We start from the raw sequence: 16802 nt of genomic DNA on the forward strand, positions 1-16802 counted from the left end.
CCGCCACCCGCCACCTCCCCAGACTCGATCCCGACGGGATCGAGTCTGGACACAGAACCCGCCCGAACCCGGCAAGCCCGACGGCGTGTCACCCAACCCGGTGATCATTTCCGGTCAGCGCACTAGTCGACCTGGGCGAGTTGGATGAGGTTGCCGCAGGTGTCGTCGAGGATGGCGGTGGTGACCGTGCCCATCGTGAGGGGGTCCTGGGTGAAGCGGACGCCGAGGTCGGTGAGGCGGCGGAACTCGGCCTGGACGTCGGCGACGGCGAAGGAGGCGGCGGGGATGCCGTCGGCGACGAGGGCGTCCTTGTAGGGCTTCACGGCGGGGTGGCCGTCGGGTTCGAGGAGGAGTTCGGTGTCGTCGGGGCGCTCGGGAGAGACGACGGTGAGCCAGCGGGCGGCGCCGACGGGGACGTCGTGCTTCGTCACGAAGCCGAGGACGCCCGTGTAGAAGTCGAGGGCCTTGGCCTGGTCGTCGACGAAGACGCTGGTGATGTAGATCCTCATGGTGCTTCCTCCGGCGGTGGGCGCCTGAGCCATCGGCGGGCGATGTGCTCGAGCGGTTCGGTGTTGAGGTCGTGGAACTTGTAGCGGCCCTCGCGGCGGGTGCGGACGAGGTCCGCGGCCTCGAGGACGGCGAGGTGCTGGCTGATGGCCTGCCGGGACAGGTCGAGTCCGTGCTTGGTGATCAGGCGTGTGCAGATCTCGAAGAGGGACTGGCCGTTCCGTTCGGTCAGTTCGTCCAGGATCAGGCGTCGCGTCGGGTCGGCGAGGGCCTTGAACAGCTCGTCCTCCACTACTCCATGTTAGGCAAGTGTCGGCTTGCCTATCAAGGCGGGGGTGGCGCGGACGCGGTCCGCGGCGGAGGTTTTACCTGGTCAGGACGTTGGGGCGTCCTCGGCGGGGGCGTCCTCGGTGGAGGGGGGCTCGGTGGAGGAGGGCTCGTCCGCGGGGACGCGGTGGCCTTCGGGGAGGCGTTCGGTGCGGCCCTGGCGGTGGAGGTGCTCGAGGAGCGCGACGGTGACGCGGCGTGGCGCGTCGAGGGCCTCGCGGGCCTGGCCGACGGTGAACGGCTGCGGCAGCCGGTGCAGGACGCGCAGCGCGGCGCGGTCGCCGCCGGGGAGCAGGACGACGTCGCCGGGGAGGCGGAGGACGGCTCCGGCGCGTTCGGCGACGGCGAGGATCGGCGGGGTGAGGCCGAGTTCGCCGAGGCGGTCGGCGGTGGGCGCGCGGAAGGGGGTGCCGGCGAGGTCGGCGCGGAGGCGGTCGACGGCGGCGACGACCGGGGGCGGGAGGCCGGGGCCGTGGACGCGTCCGGCGTCGAGGCGGAGCGGGGGCCGGACGAGGGCGGTGACGAGGCCGCGGGCGGGGAGGGACAGGCGGAGGCGGGCGGTCTCGACGGGCAGGCCGGGGGCGAGGGGCCGGTCGGCGGCGTTCCGGGCGACCTCGTCGGCGAGGCGGCGGTGCAGGGCCTCCCAGTGGGCGGGGTCGGCGAGCCAGTCGCCGTCGAGGGCGACGGCGCCGGGCGGGGGCTGGCAGCCCATGACGGTGAGGTCGGTGCGGCGCAGGACGCCGTGGCGGCGCAGGACGTGGGCGCCGTCGGGGCGGTCGGGCCAGGTGGCGAGTTCGCGGGCGCGTTCGGTCCCGGCGCCGCGGCGGACGAGGGTGGGCGGCCGGACGTCGAGGACGCTGGCTCCGGCGACGGCCCGGCGTCCGGGGTCGCGGAGCAGGGCGGTGTCGCCGATGTGGAGGGCGAGGCGGTGGTTGAGGGTGAGGCGGGCGGTGTCGGGGCCGAGGGGGCGGAGGCGGACGGGGACGGCGGCGGATCCGATGTGGAGGGTCATCTGCCGGGCGAGGCGTCCGGAGGCCTCGCCGAAGTGGGTGCGGACGTCGACGGTGGTGGCGGCGGTCCAGGCTCCGGGGGTGACGAGGGCCATGCCGCGGGCGACGTCCTCGCGGGCGACGCCGCGGAGGTTGAGGGCGACGCGGGCGACGCCGGTGGCGGAGTCGACGCGTTCCTTGGTGGTCTCGACGGCGCGGACGCGGACGCGTCGTCCGGCGGGCATGAGGAGGAGTTCGTCGCCGGTGCGGACGGTTCCGGCGGGCAGGGTGCCGGTGACGACGGTGCCGCTGCCGGGGACGGTGAAGGCGCGGTCGATCCAGAGGCGGACGGGTGCGGCGGCGTCGGGGACGGGGAGCCGGGCGGCGAGGCGGTCGAGGGCGGCGACGAGGCCGGGGAGCCCCTCGCCGGTGGTGGCGCTGACGCTGACGGCCTCGGCTCCGGCGAGTCCGGTGGTGGCGAGGCGGGTGCGGGCCTGGCGGAGGGCGTGCCGGGGGTCGGCGAGGTCGGCGCGGGTGACGGCGAGGACGGCGTGCCGGACGCCGAGCGCGTCGAGGGCGGCGAGGTGCTCCTCGGTCTGGGGCATCCAGCCTTCGTCGGCGGCGACGGCGAGCAGGGCGGCGGGGACGGGTCCGGCGCCGGCGAGCATGGTGGTGACGAAGCGTTCGTGGCCGGGGACGTCCACGAAGGCGAGGCGGGTGCCGGACGGCAGGTCGGTCCAGGCGAATCCGAGGTCGAGGGTGAGGCCTCGGCGGCGTTCCTCGGCGAGCCGGTCGGGTTCCATGCCGGTGAGGGCGCGGACGAGGGTGGACTTGCCGTGGTCGACATGCCCGGCGGTGGCGACGACCTGCATCAGTTCTCTTCCGCGGCGGTGGGGGTGAGGGTGGTGAGCACGGTGGTGTGGAGTTCTTCGTCGTCGGAGGGGTGGAGGGATCGGAGGTCGAGGAGGAGGCGGTCGTGGTCGAGGCGTCCGATGACGCGGGCGGCGCGGAGGGCGGGTTCGGTGGCCGCGGGGAGGGAGACGGCGTGGCTGGGGAGGCGGACGCCGGGTGCGCCGCCTCCTCCGACGACGGCGGTCGTGGCGGTGACGCGGACGTCGGGGAGGGCGGTGGCGAGGGCGGCGGCGAGGGTCTCGGCGCGGCGGCGGAGGTCGCGGGGGTCGGCGTCGAGGAGGGCGCGGACGGGCGGGAGGGGGCCGCGGAGGGTCGCCTCGAGGGCGGCGAGGGTGAGTTTGTCGACGCGCAGGGCGCGGTAGAGGGGGTGGCGGCGGAGGCGCGCGAGCAGGCCCGGGTCGCCGAGGAGCAGCCCGGCCTGCGGTCCGCCGAGCAGTTTGTCGGCGGACGCGGTGACCAGGTGCGCGCCGCCCCGCAGGACGGTGCGGGCGTCGGGTTCGCCCGGGAGGGCGGGGTGCGGGGCGAGGAGGCCGGAGCCGATGTCCACGATCAAGGGGACGCCGAGGGCCGCGAGTTCGTTGACCGGCGGGGCGTAGGTGAAACCCTCGATCCTGAAGTTGGACGGGTGGACCTTCAGGACGAATCCGGTGTCCGGTCCGAGGGCGTCGGCGTAGTCGGCGGTGGTGGTGCGGTTGGTGGTGCCGACCTCGCGGATCCGGGCGCCGGTGGCGGTGAGCAGGTCGGGGAGGCGGAAGCCGTCGCCGATCTCGACGAGTTCGCCGCGGCTGACGATGATCTCGCGGCCCTGGGCGAGGGCGGTGGCGGCGAGGGTGAGCGCGGCGGCGTTGTTGTTCACGATCTGGACGTCGGTGCCGGGCGGGCAGGCGTCGCGGAGCGCGGTGAGGGCTCCGGTGCCGCGTGGGCCGCGGCGTCCGGTGGCGAGGTCGTATTCGACGTCGGCGCATCCGGCGGCGGCGGTGAGGGCGTCGCGGGCGGCGTCCGAGAGGGGTGCGCGGCCAAGGTTGGTGTGGAGGAGGACGCCGGTCGCGTTGAGGACGGGCCGGAGGGTGGTGGCGTGTTCGGGGAGTGCCGCGAGCACGGCTGTGACCAGGTCGTTCGCGGCGAGTTCGCCGTCACGGACGCGCTGTTGGGCGTCGGTGACGGCGGTCTTCACGAGGCGGCGGCCGAGTCGCTCCCGCGCGTCGCGCAGGGCGGGGTCGGCGAGGACGGCGTCCGTGCGCGGGACGGCGCGGCGGGGGTCGCCGGTGGTCGCCGTGGCGGCGCGCGGGCCGTCAGAGGGGGTGTCAGAGGGGGTGTCGGCGGGGGTGTCGGGAGGGGTGGTGGTGTGCGGCCGGGGGTCCACCGACATCACCCTAAGGAGGGTGGACCGGTCTAGGAAGCCAGCCGCGCCCGCACTGTGAGACGAATGACATCTCCGGGATGCGGCGCCGTGGGCGTCATGTCCTGACGGGGGCGCGGGGCGGGGTCGTGGCGGGGTGGTCGGCGCAGCGGGGGCCGGTGGCCTCGGAGTGGGCGACGAAGTCGTCGACCATCCGGTGGACGAGGGTGGCGAGGTCGCGGAGTTCGCCGGGGGACCAGCCGGTGAGGGCGTCGTTCATCCAGGTGCGTCCGACGGCGCGGATGCAGTCGACGGCGTCGCGTCCGGTGTCGCTGAGCCGGACGCGCTGGGCGCGGCCGTCGTCGGGGTCGGGGACGCGGTCGACGTAGCCGGCGCGTTCGAGGCGCTGCACCTGGCGGGTGACGTGGGGGGCCTCGACGACGAGGCGGGCGGCGATCTCGCTCGGCCGCATGGGGCCGTCGTTGTCGGCGAGCAGGCGCAGCAGCGGGACGGCGGCGCGGTCGACGGCGATGCCGGACGCGGCGACGACGCGGTCGTGCTGGCGGGCGCGGGTGAGCAGGTGGGCGACGCGGGTGAGCGCCCGCTCGATCTCCATGATCTCGTCGGTCGTCGCCGCCGGGGTGGCCGGGGCGGGGGGCGGGTCGGGGTGGTGCGGGGACGTCATGTGACTCACCTTACAACCTAGTTGCTTAACTTAAGTAAGTATAATCGGCGGTCGAACGAACCCCCTCCCCCCGGCGCGTCCCCCCGGGCGCCCCCTGAGCACGGAAGGCCCAGACCTCCATGACCCGCGCCACCGCGGCGCCGCCCGGCACGACCGGGCGTTCCGCTCCCGCTTCCCACACCGGCCTCGTGCTGTTCGCGCTCTCCATCGCCGGGATGGTGGTGTCGGTGCAGCAGACCCTCGTCATCCCGCTGCTGCCCCGGCTGATGCGGCACTTCGACGCCTCGGTCACGACCGTGACCTGGGTCTTCACCGCGTCCCTGCTGGCCGGGGCGGTCGCCACGCCGCTGCTGTCCCGGTTCGGCGACATGTACGGCAAGAAGCCGATGATCCTGCTGGCGATGGCGCTGCTCACCGTCGGGTCGGTGGTGTGCGCGCTGTCGTCCTCGCTGGCGGTGCTGGTCACCGGGCGCGCGCTGCAGGGCGTGTCCTCGGCGATGATCCCGCTCGCCATCGGCATGATCCGCGACACCTTCCCCCGGGAGAAGGTGACCACCGCGATCGGCCTGGTCAGCGCGACCATGGGCGTCGGCGGCACCGCGGGCATGATCGTCACCGGGCTGATCGCGGACCGCACCGAGAGCTACCGGCCGGTGTTCTGGATCGCCGCCGGGCTCGCCGCGGTGGGCATGGTCCTGGTCGCGGTCAGCGCCAAGGACCGCGGCGCCAAGAACGGCGGACGGCCCGACCTGGTCGGCGCGGCGCTGCTGGCCGCGTTCCTGGTCTGCCTGCTGCTCGGCATCAGCGAGGGCAACGCGTGGGGCTGGGCGTCCGGGCGGGTGCTCGGGCTGTTCGCCGCCGCCGTCGTGCTGTGCGCGGTGTGGGTGGGCGTCGAGCTGCGCGTCCGGGAGCCGCTGGTGCGGCTGAACCTGCTGGTCGGGCCGAAGTCGCTGACCGCGAACCTCGCGTCGGTGCTGCTCGGCTTCTCGATGTTCGCGGCGTTCACGCTGATCTCCAACTTCGTCCAGTCGCCGAAGGACAAGATCGGGTACGGGCTGGGCGGGTCGGTGCTGGACGTCGGCCTGTACATGCTGCCGAGCACGGTCACGATGCTGGTCTTCTCGGCGCTGGCCGGGCGGATCGCCGCGCGTCTCGGCCCGGCGTTCACCCTCGCGATCGGGTCGGTGTTCGCGGGCCTCAGCTACGTGTGGCTGGCCGTGTCGAACGGGCACGTGTACGACGTGCTGGCGTTCAGCGCGATCCAGGGCATCGGGTTCGGTGTCGCCTACGCGGCGCTGGGGACGCTGGCGGTCCAGCACGTCCCGATGAGCCAGAGCGGGATCGCGTCCGGGATCAACTCGCTGGTCCGGACGGCGGGCGGCAGCATCGCGGGTGCGGTCACGGCGTCGGTGCTGACCAGCCGCGTCATCCCGCACACGCCCGTCCCGACGCTGGACGCCTACGTGCTGTGCTTCTGGATCGTGGCGGCGGGCGCGGGCCTGGCGGCGCTGGTGGCGCTGTTCCACGGGCTGCGGCACGGCGCGCACCACCCTCACGCGGCGGACGAGACGGCGCCGTCGGTGGTCGTCGACGGCACCGGCTGATCCGTCCCGCGCACCTTCCCGCCGGGCCGCGTCCGCACCGGACGCGGCCCGACGCGTCCGCGGCCGATCCCCAGGGCTCCCAGGCGGCGCACGCGGCGCGTCGGCGTGCGGGGCGGAGGCGACCGGTCACCCTGGCCGGACCGTGCGGGGCCCTTGACGGGAGGCGTCCGGGCCGTCCCTTATAGGGAGGCGCCCCGAAACACGCTTTGGGGCCGGGGAGCCGACGGAGGACGGCATGGGCGCTTACGCCGCTGCGTTCGAACGCAGCATCTCCGACCCCACCCGCTTCTGGGGGCTGGCCGCGCGTGACATCCGCTGGCTGGTGCCGCCCGACCGGGTGCTGGACGACGGCGCCCCGCCGTTCTACCGGTGGTTCACCGGCGGCGAGCTGAACACCTGCGACAACGCCCTGGACCGCCATGTCGAGGAGGGCCGCGGCGACCAGCCCGCGCTGGTCTACGACTCCCCCGTCACCGGGACCGTGCGGACCTTCACCTACCGGGAGCTCACCGACCTGGTCGCGCGGTTCGCCGGGGCGCTGCGCGCGCAGGGCGTCGACCGCGGCGACCGCGTCGTGGTCTACCTGCCGATGATCCCCGAGGCCGTCATCGCGATGCTCGCGTGCGCGCGGATCGGAGCGGTCCACTCGGTGGTGTTCGGCGGGTTCGCCGCGCCCGAGCTGGCCGCGCGCATCGACCACGCCCGTCCGAAGGCCGTGGTGTCGGCGTCCTGCGGGATCGAGGGGTCGCGGCTCGTCGCGTACAAGCCGCTGCTGGACGAGGCGCTGGAGCTGGCGTCCCACAAGGTCGACCGGTGCATCGTGCGGCAGCGTCCGCAGCTGCACGCCGACCTCGTGCGCCCGCGCGACGTGGACTGGGACGAGGCGGTCGCCGCGGCCCGGCCGGCCGGGTGCGTGCCCGTCGCCGCGACCGATCCGCTGTACATCCTCTACACCTCGGGGACGACGGGCCGCCCGAAGGGCGTCGTCCGCGACAACGGCGGGCACGCGGTCGCGCTGCGCTGGTCGATGGCGAACCTGTTCGGGGTCGGCCCGGGCGACGTGTTCTGGGCGGCGTCCGACGTCGGGTGGGTCGTCGGGCACTCCTACATCGTGTACGCGCCGCTGCTGACGGGCTGCACGACCGTCCTGTACGAGGGCAAGCCGACCGGGACGCCGGACGCGGGCGCGTTCTGGCGGGTGGCGGCGCGGCACCGGGTGAAGGTCCTGTTCACGGCGCCGACCGCGATCCGCGCGATCAAGAAGGAGGATCCGGGCGGGCGGCTGCTCGCCGGATACGACCTGTCGGCCCTGGACACCCTGTTCCTGGCGGGCGAGCGCCTGGACCCCGACACCTACCACTGGGCCGAGCGGATGCTGGGGCGTCCCGTCGTGGACCACTGGTGGCAGACCGAGACGGGCTGGCCGATGGTGTGCAACCCGCGCGGGCTCGAGCCGCTGCCGGTCCGGCCGGGGTCGCCGTCGGTGCCCGTCCCCGGGTACGACGTGCGGGTGCTCCGGCCGGACGGGGCCCCGGCGGGTCCGGGCGAGGAGGGCGACCTGGTCGTCCGGCTGCCGCTGCCGCCGGGCACGCTGCCGACGCTCTGGCAGGACGACGCGCGGTTCGTCGAGTCGTACCTGACGCGGTTCCCCGGCCACTACCTGAGCGGGGACGGCGGGCGGATCGACGAGGACGGCTACGTGTGGGTCATGGGCCGCACCGACGACGTGGTCAACGTGGCCGGGCACCGGCTGTCGACGGGGGTGATGGAGGAGGTCATCGCGGCGCATCCGGCCGTGGCCGAGTGCGCGGTGATCGGCGTCCGGGACGCGCTGAAGGGGCAGGTGCCGCGCGGCCTGGTGGTGCTGAAGAGCGGGGTGGCCGCCGCGCCGGAGACGGTGTGCGCGGAGCTGGTCGCGATGGTCCGGGAGCGGGTCGGGCCGGTCGCGGCGCTGAGGGAGGTCACGGTGGTGGCCGCGCTGCCGAAGACCCGTTCGGGGAAGATCCTGCGGGCCGCGATGCGCGGGATCGCCGACGGCCGGGACGTCCCGGTGCCGTCGACGATCGAGGACCCCGCGGTGCTGGAGGGGCTGCGGCCCGTCCTGCGCGGCTCCGACCCCGCCGCCGATCCCGGAGCGGGTTCGGGTCCCGCCCCCGGCGCGGGGGCGGGTTCCGGCCAGTGACGGCGGGTCGTCCCGCGCGTTAGTGCTGCTCGGTCCTCCTGGGCCAGAAGGTCGCCACCAGGTAGACGCCGATGACGGCGAACGCGATCTGGAAGATCGTCTCCCAGAAGTTCCAGCCGCGGGTGTTCAGGCCGAACAGGTGGGCGACGCCGGTGCCGAGGAACGCGGCGATGATCCCGACGACCACGGTGAGCCAGATCGCCATGTGCTGCTTGCCCGGCACGATGAGGCGGCCCAGCGCACCGATGATCGCTCCGAAGATGATCGCGGTGAAGATTCCCCCGATGGTCATGTCCGCTCCTCCGTCGAGAGGGGCCCCGCTCCGTCACGAAGCCGTCACAGATCAGATACCCCGCGAAGGATCATTGACACGAGGGCCCGGCGCGGACCGGCCGGTCAGTGCCGGGTGACGATCAGTTCGCGGCCCTCGCCCATCAGCCGCCGCAGCGACTTGACGAACAGGAACAGGACCACGCCCGCCACGACCGAGAACAGGCCGAGGACCAGGAAGTAGGTCACGTCGCCCCAGGCGTGCTGGAGGCGCGCGACCTGGCCGCCGACGGCGTCGCCCGCGGCGGTGGCCAGGAACCACACGCCCATCATCTGGCTGGCGAACGCGGCCGGGGCGAGCCGGGTCGTGACCGACAGTCCGACGGGCGACAGGCACAGCTCGCCGAGGGTCTGGAGCAGGTAGACGGCGACGAGCCAGAGCAGCGACACCTTGACGGTGCCGCCGTGGGTGGCGTGCGAGGCCAGGGACATGACGACGAACGACAGGCCGCTCAGGACGAGCGCGACGCCGAACTTCATGCCGGTGGACGCGCGGTCGCCGAGGCGCAGCCAGAGCCAGGCGAAGAACGCCGAGAAGCAGATCACCAGGATGGGGTTGATGTTCTGCGTCCAGGACGCGGGCATGTCCCAGCCGAACACGCTCAGGTTCGTGTTGTCGTTGGCGAAGATGTTCAGCGGGCCGGCGGCCTGGTCGAAGATCATCCAGAAGAGGGCGGCGGCGAGGAACAGCCACACGTAGGCGCGCAGCTTCACGCGCTCGTCCGCGCTGACCTCGTGGCTGCGGAACATGTAGCCGAAGTAGACGACCGGGACGACGATCGCCAGGACCGTCAGCGCGACGGTCACGGCGTCCACGGTGAGGGTGTCGGTGGCGATCGCGATGAGGACGATCGCGATCACGACGGCGACGACCGCCGTGAAGATCCGGAGGAACCGGGTGCGCTCCTCGGGGGTGAGCCGGTGGCCGGGCTCGTCGCCGACGCCGCGCAGGTGCTTGCCGCCGAGGACGTACTGGACGAGGCCGAGTCCCATGCCGACCGCGGCCGCGCCGAAGCCCAGGTGCCAGTTGATGTTCTGGCCCAGGTAGCCGACGACGAACGGGGCGAGGGAGCCGATGTTGATGCCCATGTAGAACAGCGAGAACGCCGAGTCGCGGCGGGCGCTGTCCTCGCCGACGTAGAGCTTGCCGACCATGGTGGAGATGTTCGGCTTGAGCAGCCCGGTGCCGAGGATGATCAGCGCGAGGCCGAGGTAGACGAAGCCGGCGCCGGCCGGGATGGCCATCGAGATGTGGCCCAGCATGATGACGAACCCGCCGACCAGGACGGCCTTGCGCGCGCCGAGGATGCGGTCGGCGACCCAGCCGCCGGGCAGTGCGACGAAGTAGACCATCGACATGTAGACGCCGAGGAGGGCCTTGGCGGTCCCCTCGGCCATGCCGAGCCCCGACTCGGACGGGGGCGCGATCAGGAAGAGGATCAGGATCGCGCGCAGTCCGTAGAAGCTGAACCGTTCCCACATCTCGGTGAAGAACAGCGTGGCCAGCCCCCACGGGTGGCCGAAGAAGGTACGCCCTTCGGGCGCGCCGTCCGACGTCGTTGTCGCCATGCGGTTTCTTTGTCCCCCCACAGTCGCCGCGCCCGGTGCTACCAGCACTCCTCGCGGAACGTACCCGTGTGATCGCAGAATGAAAGACCGGACAAAAGGGTACTTCGGTGACGAGTGTGCCGAATCCGATCTTGCCCGTGGCGTGTTCCACATGATGCGATGACCCTCCGCACGACGTCCGCAAGCGCTTACTGACCATCGGAGGGGCGCGATGACCACCATCTGCACGGCGCTGGCCGGAACCGCCGGACGGCACGGCGACCGGCCCGCCTACTCCGACCGGGTGGACGGCGCGTGGCGAACCCGCACCTGGTCACGGCTCCGGGACGACGCCCTGGAGGCCGCCGCCGGATTCGCCGCGCTCGGCCTCTCCCCCGGCGACGTGGTCGCGCTGATGATGCCGAACCGCACCGAGCACGTCCTCGCCGACCTCGGCGCGGTCCACGCGGGCGGCGTCCCCACCACGGTCTACGCCACCCTCGCCGCCGACCAGATCGGGTTCATCGCCGCCGACTGCGGCGCCCGGATCGCCGTCCTGGACGGCCGCGACCAGCTCGCCCGCTGGCTGCCCGTCCTCGACCGGCTGCCGGACCTGCGCCACGTCGTCGTCCTGGACGCCGACGCCTGCCCGCCCGGCGACCGCTTCCTCACCTGGGACGCCTTCCTCGGCCTCGGCCGCGCCCACCTCGCCGCGCACGCCGACGACGTCGAGGCCCGCTGGCGCGCGGTCGGCCCGTCCGACGTCCTGACGCTGCTCTACACCTCGGGCACCACCGGCGACCCGAAGGGCGTGCGGATCACGCACGCCATGGCGCTCGCCGAGACCGCCATGGTGGACGGCGCCTCGATCCTGCCCGAGCACGACGTCGCGGTCTCCTACCTGCCGTTCGCGCACATCGCCGACCGCGTCCTCAGCTACTACCTGCCGATCCGGCGCGCCGCGCACATCCACTTCTGCCCGGACCCGTCGCAGCTCACGACCGTGCTGGGAGAGGTCCGGCCGCACGGGTTCTTCGGCGTCCCGCGCGTCTGGGAGAAGATCATGGCGGGCGTCCAGGCCGTCATGGCGGGCGAGCCGGACCCCGCGCGCAAGGCCGCCGTCGAGGCGGCGCTCGACGCCGGGCGCGCCCACGTGACCGCCCAGGAGCACGGCAACGCCCTCACCCCCGAGATCGAGGAGGCGTTCGCCCGCGCGGACGCGGCCGTGCTCGCGCCCGTCCGCGCGCTGCTCGGGCTGGACCGGGTCCGGCAGGCGTCCAGCGCCGCCGCGCCGCTGCCCGTGGAGGTCGCCCGGTTCTTCGCGGGCCTCGGCCTGAAGATCTTCGACGCGTACGGCATGACCGAGACGACCGGCGCGATCACCGCCAACCTCGACGACTGCTTCCGGCTCGGCACGGTCGGACGCCCCTTCCCCGGCGTCGACCTCAGGCTGGACGACGACGGCGAGATCCTCGTCCGCGGCGCGACCGTCACCCCCGGCTACCTCGGCCGCCCGGACGCCACCGAGGCCGCGTTCACCCCCGACGGCTACCTGCGGACGGGCGACATCGGCGTCCTGGACGCGGACGGCTTCCTGCGCGTCGTCGACCGCAAGAAGGAGATCATCATCACGGCGGGCGGCGAGAACATCGCCCCGTCGCTCATCGAGAACCTCCTCAAGGAGCACCCCCTGATCGGGCAGGCCCTCGCGTTCGGCGACCGCCGCCCCCACGTCGTCGCCCTCATCACCCTGGACGCCGAGGTCGCCCCCGTCTGGGCCGCCGCCCGCGGCGTCGACGCCACCGACACCGCCGCGCTCGCCGACCACCCCCTGGTGCTGGAGGAGATCGGGCACGCCGTCGCGGACGCCAACACCCGCCTGGCCCGCGTCCAGCAGGTCAAGAAGTGGCGCCTGCTGCCCGCCGAGTGGACCGCCGAGTCCGAGGAGCTCACCCCCACCCTGAAGCTCCGGCGGCGCGTCGTCCACGCCAAGTACGCCGACGCGCTCGCCTCCCTTTACGCCTCATGACACCGCTAAGCTCCCGTCCGGAGGCGGATGAGCGCCTGGTGGTCTCCCCTGCCTTCAAAGCAGGTGGTCCCGAGGACCTCGGGACGGCGGGTTCGATCCCCGCCCGCCTCCGACAGCCTCTCGGGCGGGGTCCCCCTCGGGGAGGAGGGGCGGGTACTTCGTTCCGGGGATGGGGAAGTGCTTCTCGGCGATGATGAAGTCGCAGGTCCGGGGCCCGACCATGGGAGGACGGGTTACGGAGCGGGAGGTTTCCGATGCGGGTTCTCGGTGTGGTCGTCGCGGTTCTCGGGTTCGGATCGCTGATCGCCTTCAACGGCGACAACGACAACGTGGGGCCGATGAGCTGGGCGTCCGGTCATCAGCCGGTCGCGGGGATCGCCGTGGGGCTGCTGGGCCTGGTGGTCGCCGGGCTCGGGTTCGCGTCCCGCTCCAGGCGGTGACCGCTTCGCGCGGCGGGTGACGCGCGTTCCCCGTCGGGCTCCGGAGTCTTTCGGTGACGTGTGGTGATGTATTCGAGTCCGGACGGGCAACACTCTCTTCAGGGATCGTGAACGGCCCGGCGCGGCGCCGGGAGCGGGGTCCCGTCAGGAGGCCGTCTGTTGACAACGCGCGCCGAGGCCGATCCGCTGACCGTCGTATGGATCACCGCGAGTTTCCCGCCGGAGGTCAGCGGGGTGTCGCTGGGGAACGTGGAGCGGGCCCACTGGTTCGCCGGACGGCGGGACGTGCGGCTGTTCCTGCTCGTCCCCGAGGCCGCCGACCATCCCGCCGAGCCCGACGACCCCGACGACGAGCCCCCGGCCGGGATGGACACACGCGGTCTCGAACTGCACGCCTACGCCTCCAAGCGGTGGCTGCCCTATCCGGTGATCCGCGCGCCGAGGCATGCCGCGCTCGCGCAGATCGACGCGGCGCTGGAGAAGATCTCGCCGGATCTGGTGGTCGTCACCGACCCCGAGCGGTGCTTCATGTTCGGCGCCTGGGGAATGCCGGGGGACGCCTACGCGCGGCGACGCGGCGTCCCCTATGTGGCCCAGTATCAGAGCGATTACTACAACTTCGCCCTGAGTTATCCGATCTGGCGTCACCTGCGGACGCCCGTCTTCCGGCCCGTCATGCACGTCGTGTACCGGCGCTTCGACGCCGCCATCTGCGCGACCCCGCACGCGGCGTCCACGTTGCGCGAGTTCAGCGACATCCCGATCGAGCAGGTCCCCTTCGTCGGGGTCGACCTGGACGCGTTCAGTCCGGACCGCGCCGACCCCGCCGTCCTCGGCAGGCTGGCGCCGGGCTACGACGGGCGGGGACGACGCGTCCTCTACCTGGGACGACTCGCCCGGGAGAAGCGCCTGGACCTCATCATCGACGCGTTCCTCAAGCTGAGCACGGCGCCGGGCGACGAGGACCTGTCGCTGTTCATCGCCGGTGAGGGCCCCGCCGACATCACGGGGCAGGTCGCGAAGCTGGCCGCCGCCTCGCCCCGGATCCACATGCTCGGGTACGTCCGCGGCGCCGACCGGGGCGCGCTTTATGCGTCCTGCGACGCGTTCTGCACGGCGTCCCCGTACGAGACGCTCGGACGCACCGTCGTCGAGGCGATGGCGTCGGGGACGCCGGTGGTCGTCCCCTCCAGCGGGGGCATCACCAACGTCCTCGCGGACGGGCGGAACGCCTACCTCTTCCCGCCCGGCGATCCGGGCGCGCTCCTCGGCGCGCTCCGCAGGGCGCTCGGCGACGAGGACCACGTGACCGCCGAGGCGCGCGCCGAGGCCGCGCAGTTCACCACCGAGAACGGCTGCCTGCAGCTCCTCGCCTGCTACCGCCGCCTCGCCGCCCGCCACTCCGGGGCCGCGGGCCGAGCGCGCGGCACGCCGTGAGCGGCGGGCGGCCTCGGCGGGCGGGTGTCAGAGGGTGGCCGACATCCGCTGGACGGCGCCGGTGAGCAGGTCGGGGCGGGTGGCGAAGTTGAGGCGCGCGAAGCCGCGCCCGACCTGGTCGGGGTCGCCCTCGGGGGCGAACCTCGGGCCCGAGGAGAGACCGATCCGGGCGTGGTCGAGGAAGTGGCGGGCGGGGTCGGTGCCGAGGTCCAGCGCGCGGAGGTCGAGCCAGGCGAGGTAGCCCGCCTGCGGCCGGTGGTGCCGGACGGCGGGGAGGTGCTCGTCGAGGAGCGCGGCGAGGTGGCGGTGGTTGCCGGCGAGGGCGGTGACCAGCTCGTCCAGCCAGGGCTCGCCGTGGGCGAAGGCGGCCTCGGCGGCCAGGACCCCGAGGAGCCCGGCGCTCTCCTCGATCTCCTCGCGGATCGCGGCGCCGACGGCGCGGGCGTCCGGCCCGGGGACGACCAGGGAGGCCTTCAGCCCGGCGAGGTTCCACGCCTTGGACGCCGAGTGGAACGCGACCGAGCTCGCTGCGGCCGGGGCGTCCAGCGACGGGAAGGGGACGTGCACGGACCCGGGGTGGACGAGCGGCGCGTGGATCTCGTCGCTGAGGACCTGGACGCCGTACCGGGCGGCCAGGTCGGCGACGGCCTTCAGGTCCTCCTCCGGGAACACGGCGCCGGTCGGGTTGTGGGGGTTGCACAGCAGGTAGGCGCGGACGCCCGAGGCGAGGTCGCGTTCCAGGCGGTCGAGGTCGAGACGGTATCCGGTGTCGTCCCTGACCAGCGGGTTCGTGACGATCTCCCGGCCCATCCCCGGCAGGCAGGAGAAGTACGGCGGGTATCCCGGGGTGTTGAACAGGACGCGGTCGCCGGGCTCGGTGACGACGCCGAGGACCTCGAGGATCCCGGCCATCACGTCGGGCACGAGCCGCATGGCCGCCGGGTCCGGCCGCCAGCCGAAGCGGCGCGCGGCGAACGCGGCGAAGGCCTCGGGCAGCCGCCCGGTGGTGGCGTATCCGGTGTCTCCCTGGGCGATGGCGCGGGTCAGGGCGTCGGCGATGGGCGGGGCGAGCGGGGTGTCCATCTCGGCGATGTGCATCGGCAGGACGTCCTCGGGGAACTCGCGCCACTTGACGCTGTGGCGGGTCCTGAGGTCGTCGAGCGTGAAGGCGGTGAGCGGGGACGGCGCCGGGACGGCGGGCATGGCAGCCTCTCCACGAAGGAACATGGTTCGCAAATGCCACCATTTCACCTCACGGGAGGCCCGTTCCACCGCGCGGACGGACGGTAAAGATCACTGGCAAAGCGTTCTCGCACGGGCGGCAAAGGCCGGTGGCGCGGGGCCGCCGTTCGGCGAGACTGCGGGCGACGTCCGTCCGTGAGGAGTCCGCATGTCCGCCAGCGTTTCCCGTCCCCTCCCCCACGCGCCGTCCGCCCGGTCGCTGCTGGAGCGGTCCCGGACGCTGATCGAGCCCGGATACCGGGGCGCGGTGGACCTGCTGCCCTCGCCCGTCCGCCGGGTCATCGGCTACCACGCGGGGTGGTGGGACGCCGACGGGCACGCCGCCGACGGCGGCGGCAAGGCGATCCGCCCCGCGCTCGTGCTCGCCGCCGCGTCCACTCTCGGCACGCGGGCGCCCGAGACGGTGGTGACGGCCGCGGTGACGGCGGCGGGGGTCGCGGTGGAGATGGTCCACGACTTCTCGCTGCTGCACGACGACGTCATGGACCGGGACACCACGCGGCGGCACCGCCCCGCGGCCTGGACGGTCTTCGGGACGGGTCAGGCGATCGTCGCCGGGGACCTGCTACTCGCGACGGCCCTCGGCCACCTGCCCGGCGCGGCGTCCGGCGACGTCCCGGCCCCGTTCGCGCGCGACGCCCGCGCCGTCCTGTCGGACGCGGTCGTCCGCCTGTGCGCCGGGCAGTCCCTGGACCTGCGGTTCGAGCAGCGCAGCCGGGTGACGCTGGACGAGTGCCTGAAGATGTCGGACGGCAAGACCGCCGCGCTGCTGGAGGCGTCCTGCCGCCTGGGCGCGCTGGCCGGCGGGGCCGACCCGCAGACGGCGGCGTCCCTCGCGGCGTTCGGACGGCACCTCGGCATCGCCTTCCAGCTCGTGGACGACGTGCTGGGCATCTGGGGCGACCCCGCCGTGACCGGGAAGCCCGCGGGGTCGGACCTGGCGTCCCGCAAGAAGAGCCTCCCGGTGGTCGCGGCCCTCCACTCCAAGAACAACGCCGCCGCCGAGCTGGCCGAGCTGTTCGGGGCCCCGGCCGAGCTGAGCGAGGGCGAGCTGGCCCGCGCCGCCGGGCTCGTGGAGCAGGCGGGCGGACGGGCCTGGGCCGAGCTCGAGACCCGCCGCCGCCTCACCGCGGCCTTCACCGCGCTCGACCACGCCGCGATCCCCGCCGAACGCCAGGCCGGCCTGCGCGCCCTGGCCTCCCTCCTCGCCACCCGCGACCGCTGACCCCGC

At 73.7% G+C, this 16802-nt stretch carries 14 protein-coding genes and 1 tRNA gene; 7 read left to right on the forward strand and 8 right to left on the reverse strand.

Going from position 1 to position 16802, the window contains the following annotated elements; all coding sequences use genetic code 11:
- Window positions 1-122: 122 nt before the first annotated feature.
- From EBO15_RS26440 to EBO15_RS26460, 5 genes are all read right to left on the reverse strand, one after another.
- Window positions 123-509, reverse strand: coding sequence for a VOC family protein (locus tag EBO15_RS26440; RefSeq protein ID WP_122197158.1), 387 nt, complete (start codon window positions 507-509; stop codon window positions 123-125).
- Window positions 506-799: an ArsR/SmtB family transcription factor gene (locus EBO15_RS26445; protein WP_122197159.1), complete on the reverse strand. Its 294-nt coding sequence runs from the start codon at window positions 797-799 to the stop codon at window positions 506-508. The genes EBO15_RS26440 and EBO15_RS26445 overlap by 4 nt, the downstream gene beginning before the upstream one ends.
- A gap of 81 nt (window positions 800-880) precedes the next feature.
- The gene (selB, locus tag EBO15_RS26450; protein WP_122197160.1) at window positions 881-2695 is read right to left on the reverse strand and encodes a selenocysteine-specific translation elongation factor; all 1815 of its coding nucleotides are present in this window, start codon (window positions 2693-2695) and stop codon (window positions 881-883) included.
- Window positions 2695-4098 (reverse strand): L-seryl-tRNA(Sec) selenium transferase, encoded by a 1404-nt coding sequence (gene selA, locus EBO15_RS26455; protein WP_233616447.1) that lies wholly within the window; start codon window positions 4096-4098, stop codon window positions 2695-2697. The genes selB and selA overlap by 1 nt, the downstream gene beginning before the upstream one ends.
- Window positions 4099-4192: 94 nt before the next feature.
- On the reverse strand, window positions 4193-4759 hold the full coding sequence (locus tag EBO15_RS26460; RefSeq protein ID WP_122197162.1) for a MarR family winged helix-turn-helix transcriptional regulator: 567 nt from the start codon (window positions 4757-4759) through the stop codon (window positions 4193-4195).
- 119 nt (window positions 4760-4878) lie between these two features.
- Between EBO15_RS26460 and EBO15_RS26465 the strand changes: the two genes are divergently transcribed.
- Together EBO15_RS26465 and EBO15_RS26470 are read left to right on the forward strand one after the other, a co-directional pair.
- On the forward strand, window positions 4879-6363 hold the full coding sequence (locus tag EBO15_RS26465; protein WP_122197163.1) for an MFS transporter: 1485 nt from the start codon (window positions 4879-4881) through the stop codon (window positions 6361-6363).
- A gap of 235 nt (window positions 6364-6598) precedes the next feature.
- The gene (locus EBO15_RS26470) at window positions 6599-8545 is read left to right on the forward strand and encodes a propionyl-CoA synthetase (protein WP_122197164.1); all 1947 of its coding nucleotides are present in this window, start codon (window positions 6599-6601) and stop codon (window positions 8543-8545) included.
- Window positions 8546-8564: 19 nt separating this feature from the next.
- On the opposite strand, the gene EBO15_RS26475 is transcribed toward EBO15_RS26470, so the two are convergent.
- Both EBO15_RS26475 and EBO15_RS26480 read right to left on the reverse strand, forming a co-directional pair.
- The gene (locus EBO15_RS26475) at window positions 8565-8837 is read right to left on the reverse strand and encodes a GlsB/YeaQ/YmgE family stress response membrane protein (RefSeq protein ID WP_122197165.1); all 273 of its coding nucleotides are present in this window, start codon (window positions 8835-8837) and stop codon (window positions 8565-8567) included.
- A gap of 104 nt (window positions 8838-8941) precedes the next feature.
- Window positions 8942-10444, reverse strand: coding sequence for a peptide MFS transporter (locus tag EBO15_RS26480; protein ID WP_122197166.1), 1503 nt, complete (start codon window positions 10442-10444; stop codon window positions 8942-8944).
- Window positions 10445-10655: 211 nt separating this feature from the next.
- On the opposite strand from EBO15_RS26480, the gene EBO15_RS26485 reads away from it, so the two are divergent.
- The 4 genes from EBO15_RS26485 to EBO15_RS26500 all read left to right on the forward strand — a co-directional run bounded on the left by EBO15_RS26485 (window position 10656) and on the right by EBO15_RS26500 (window position 14329).
- Complete coding sequence (locus EBO15_RS26485) at window positions 10656-12452, forward strand: AMP-dependent synthetase/ligase (protein ID WP_122197167.1); 1797 nt, start codon at window positions 10656-10658, stop codon at window positions 12450-12452.
- Window positions 12453-12471: 19 nt separating this feature from the next.
- A tRNA-Sec gene (locus tag EBO15_RS26490) sits at window positions 12472-12564 on the forward strand.
- 142 nt (window positions 12565-12706) lie between these two features.
- Window positions 12707-12892, forward strand: a complete 186-nt coding sequence (locus EBO15_RS26495) for a hypothetical protein (protein ID WP_122197168.1) — start codon at window positions 12707-12709, stop codon at window positions 12890-12892.
- Between the two features lie 159 nt (window positions 12893-13051).
- Window positions 13052-14329, forward strand: coding sequence for a glycosyltransferase (locus tag EBO15_RS26500; protein ID WP_122197169.1), 1278 nt, complete (start codon window positions 13052-13054; stop codon window positions 14327-14329).
- Between the two features lie 27 nt (window positions 14330-14356).
- Here EBO15_RS26500 and EBO15_RS26505 read toward each other — a convergent pair whose 3' ends face one another.
- Window positions 14357-15532 (reverse strand): MalY/PatB family protein, encoded by a 1176-nt coding sequence (locus EBO15_RS26505; RefSeq protein WP_122197170.1) that lies wholly within the window; start codon window positions 15530-15532, stop codon window positions 14357-14359.
- A gap of 187 nt (window positions 15533-15719) precedes the next feature.
- Here EBO15_RS26505 and EBO15_RS26510 point away from each other — a divergent pair, with 187 nt between their 5' ends.
- On the forward strand, window positions 15720-16796 hold the full coding sequence (locus EBO15_RS26510; protein WP_122197171.1) for a polyprenyl synthetase family protein: 1077 nt from the start codon (window positions 15720-15722) through the stop codon (window positions 16794-16796).
- Window positions 16797-16802: the final 6 nt, after the last annotated feature.

Source organism: Actinomadura harenae (genome assembly GCF_003696215.1).
Taxonomy (GTDB): domain Bacteria; phylum Actinomycetota; class Actinomycetes; order Streptosporangiales; family Streptosporangiaceae; genus Spirillospora; species Spirillospora harenae.